The organism is Streptomyces sp. NPDC002690, from assembly GCF_053592415.1.
The window spans coordinates 1-3,806 of sequence record NZ_JBSFVR010000522.1 but is presented as its reverse complement, the minus strand read 5'-3'; the positions used below and the strand labels follow the sequence as shown (position 1 = coordinate 3,806).

General features: G+C 72.6%; 2 protein-coding genes. Both read right to left on the bottom strand.

Features of this window, described 5'->3' with window-relative positions; all coding sequences use genetic code 11:
- Positions 1 to 46: 46 nt before the first annotated feature.
- A complete protein-coding gene (locus tag ACWD3D_RS34485; RefSeq protein ID WP_451464636.1) occupies positions 47 to 1,510 on the bottom strand; it encodes a catalase in 1,464 nt (487 codons plus the stop codon).
- Between the two features lie 130 nt (positions 1,511 to 1,640).
- Positions 1,641 to 3,554 (bottom strand): ATP-binding SpoIIE family protein phosphatase, encoded by a 1,914-nt coding sequence (locus tag ACWD3D_RS34480; RefSeq protein ID WP_451464635.1) that lies wholly within the window; start codon positions 3,552 to 3,554, stop codon positions 1,641 to 1,643.
- Positions 3,555 to 3,806: the final 252 nt, after the last annotated feature.

Sequence of the window (3,806 nt, the reverse complement as noted above, 5' to 3'; positions counted from 1 at the left end):
GGTACCGGATCACTTCCGGTACCGCCCCTCACCCGTGTGCGGCCCGTCAGCCGCCGTTGACCTTCTTCGCGACCCGGTCGCCGAGGTCCTTGTCGACATTGCGCCAGTACTGGAGCGCGCGCTCCAGCACCGGGGCGCTCACACCGTCGAGCAGATGGCCGGAGATGTTCGAGACCAGCCGGTCCCGCGCCGCGTCGTCCAGGACCTGGCGCACCAGTGTGCCCGCCTGGCCCCAGTCGTCGTCCTCGCTGTGCAGCTTGTACGCCTCGTGGACCATCTCGCCGGCCGTCGCCCACCCGGCGGGGTCGCCGAACCGGGCGGTGTCCGCGTCCGGGCCGCCGTACGAGTTCGGTGCGTACACCGCTCCCGTACGCGAGGGCTCGTACCGCATCGGGCCGTCCTTGGAGTACGAGTTCACGCCGTGCCGGGGCCGGTTCGGCGGGAGCTGCGCGTAGTTCGGGCCGATCCGGTAGCGGTGCGTGTCCGGGTAGGAGAAGAGCCGGCCGAGCAGCATCTTGTCCGGGGACGGGCCGATGCCGGGCACCAGGTTCGACGGCTCGAAGGACGCCTGCTCGATGTGGACGAAGAAGTCCTCGGGGTTCTCGTTCAGCGTCATCCGGCCGACCTCGGTCAGCGGGTAGTCGCCGTGCGGCCACACCTTGGTCAGGTCGAACGGGTTGAACCGGTAGTCCGGCGCGTCCTCGAACGGCATGATCTGGACCCGCAGCGTCCAGCTCGGGTGGTCGCCGCGCCTGATCGCCTCGAACAGGTCCCGGCGGTGCACGTCACCGTCGGTCCCGGCCATCGCGTCGGCGTCGGCCTGCGTGTAGAAGTCGATGCCCTGGTCGGTCTGGAAGTGGTACTTCACCCAGAAGCGCTCCCCGCCGGCGTTCACCCACATGTAGGTGTGCGAGCTGAAGCCGTCCATGTTCCGGTACGTCTTCGGGATGCCCCGGTCGCCCATCAGCCAGGTGACCTGGTGGGCGGACTCCGGGGAGAGGGTCCAGAAGTCCCACTGCATGTCGTGGTCGCGCACCCCGTTGTCGGGGCGGCGCTTCTGCGAGCGGATGAAGTCCTGGAACTTCATCGGGTCCCGTACGAAGAAGACCGGCGTGTTGTTGCCGACCATGTCGTAGTTGCCCTGCTCGGTGTAGAACTTCAGCGCGAAGCCGCGGGGGTCGCGCCAGGTGTCGGGGGAGCCCTGCTCACCGGCGACCGTGGAGAACCGCGCCAGCATGTCGGTGCGCTTGCCCGGCTGGAACAGGTCCGCCTTGGTGAACTGGCTCACGTCGTTGGTCACGACGAACGTGCCGTACGCCCCCGATCCCTTGGCGTGCACCACCCGCTCGGGGACCCGTTCACGGTTGAACTGGGCCATCTTCTCGATCAGATAGTGATCCTGGAGCAGGATCGGGCCGTCCGCACCGACGGTGAGCGAATGTTCGTCGCTCTCCACCGGAATCCCGGCATTGTTCGTGGTGTACGGAAGCTTGCGGGTCTCCTCGGTCACGAGCGTCCTCCCGTCGGTGTGGGGGTGGGGTCAGGCCGCTTCGTCCGGAACCGAGTCAACTCCGCGGCTCCGGGGTCGGCAACATTTGCACCGGCCCGGGACCGGGTCGGTGCACCCCTCTTCCGCTCCCCTACTGTCCCCCGGTCGCCATCTCGAACCAGACCACCTTGCCCGAGGACAGCCGCGTCGCCCCCCACCGCCGGGCCAGCCGGTTCACCAGGAACAGTCCGCGCCCGCCCTCGTCCGTCTCCCGGGCCCGGCGCTGCCGCGGCAGCTGCGGAGAGTCGTCGCCGACCTCGCAGCGCAGGATGTCGGTCCGCAGCAGCCGCAGGCTCACCGGCCGCTCGGCGTACCGGACGGCGTTGGTGACCACCTCGCTGACCAGCAGCTCCACCTCGTCCGAGAGGTCGGCGTCCATGCCCCAGCGCTCCAGCGCACCCCGGGCCAGCTTGCGCGCCCGGCTCGGCGCCGAGTCCTCAGGATCCAGCGACCAGTACGCCACGTCGTTCGGCGCGATCCCGTCGAAGCGGGCCGCCAGCAGCGCGATGTCGTCGTCCCGGTCGCCCGGACCGAGCATGTCGAGCACGTCGTCGCAGAGCGCCTCCAGCGGCGGCGCGTGGTCCGGACCGGTGAGCCGGGCGGTCGTGGCGAGCCGCTCCCGCAACAGCTCGATGCCGGTCCACACGTCCCGCAGCCGCGACTCCACGAGCCCGTCCGTGTACAGCAGCAGCGTGCCGCCCGCCGGCGCCTCCAGCTCCACCGCCTCGAAGTCGACCCCGCCCACCCCGATCGGGGCGTTCGGCGGCACGTCGAGCACCTCCGCACGGCCGCCGAGGTGCAGCAGCACGGGCGGCGGATGGCCGGCGTTGGCGACGGTGATGCGGTGCGCGACCGGGTCGTACACCGCGTACAGGCAGGTCGCCATGCGGTTCTCGCCGAGCCGCTGCGCCTGCTCGTCCAGGTGGTGCAGGACCTCCTGGGGCGGCAGGTCGAGACCGGCCAGCGTCTGCGCCGTGGTGCGCAGCTGCCCCATGATCGCGGCCGAGGTCATCGAGTGCCCCATGACGTCGCCGACGACCAGCGCGACCCGGCTGCCGGGCAGCGGGATCGCGTCGTACCAGTCGCCGCCCACCCGGGCCGTCTCGGCGGCCGGGAGGTAGCGGGAGGCGAGCCGTACCCCGGTGGGCTGCGGCAGGGAGTCCGGCAGCATGGTGCGCTGGAGTTCGTCCGCGATGTACGCCTCACGCCCGTAGAGGACGGCCTTGTCGATGCCGAGCGCGGTGTGGGTGGCGAGCTGCGCCGCGACCAGCAGGTCGTTCGCCTCGAACGGTGCGCGGTCGGTGGTGCGCAGGAAGACCGCCGAGCCGATGACCCGCCGCCGGCCGCGCAGGGGGGCGAGGATCGCGCGGTGGCCGGTGGGTGCGGGCCGCCCGGAGCCCAGCAGCTCGGGCAGGGCCGCCCGGGCCGCCGCGTTGTCGCCGAAGACCGGGCGTACGCCGCGCAGCACCTCGCCGAGCGCGCCGCCGGTGTGGACTTCGCAGAGCTCCGCGACGGGCAGCAGATCGGCCCCCGGGTCGATCGCCGGCGGCCTGAGCCGCTCGGGGTCGTGGAGCCCGTCGGGCTCCTCCTCCGTCAGCCGGAGCCGGTCGCTGCGGCGCAGCCGCAGCACGAACGGCTCCACCGGCCGCTCGTCGCCCACGGGCAGCGGATCGCGCAGGTAGATGAGGATCTCGTCGCAGAAGGTCGGCACGCTGGCCCGGCAGAGGCCGAGCACGATCTCGTCGAGATCGATGCCCCGGGCGATCCGGCGGGTGGCCGCGCCGACGAACCGCAGCCGGTCGCCCTCGCGCCGCGACGCCGCCTGCGGGTCGGGCACGCCGACGGCCGGGGCGGCGGCGGAGGCTCTGGGCGCTCCGGCCGGTCCGGGGATGGCCGCGGGTACCGCGGTGCCCGGTGCGGCGTCCTGCTGCCGGGGCCGGGTGCGTTCCTGCGGCCGGGCGGCGAGAGGCCGGTGGCCTTCGTGGGAGGTGGGGTGCTCCGTCACGCGTGGGGTTCCGTCCGTCCGGGCCGGTTGTATGAGGCAGTCACCTCGTGGGGCGACACTCTGCCCCGGTGAGAGCGGTGGGAACAACGGCGCTCACCCGTGGCCGTCGCGCGCGGGGCCGAAACCGTGCGCACGCGCGGCCGGACGCTGACAACGTTTTCGATGCCCGCCGTGTGCGCGGCGGTCGCTGTCCGCGTGGCCCCGGCGTGCGGGCCCGGCGCGGTCCCGGCCGGGCGGGCCGCGCCGGCCGGG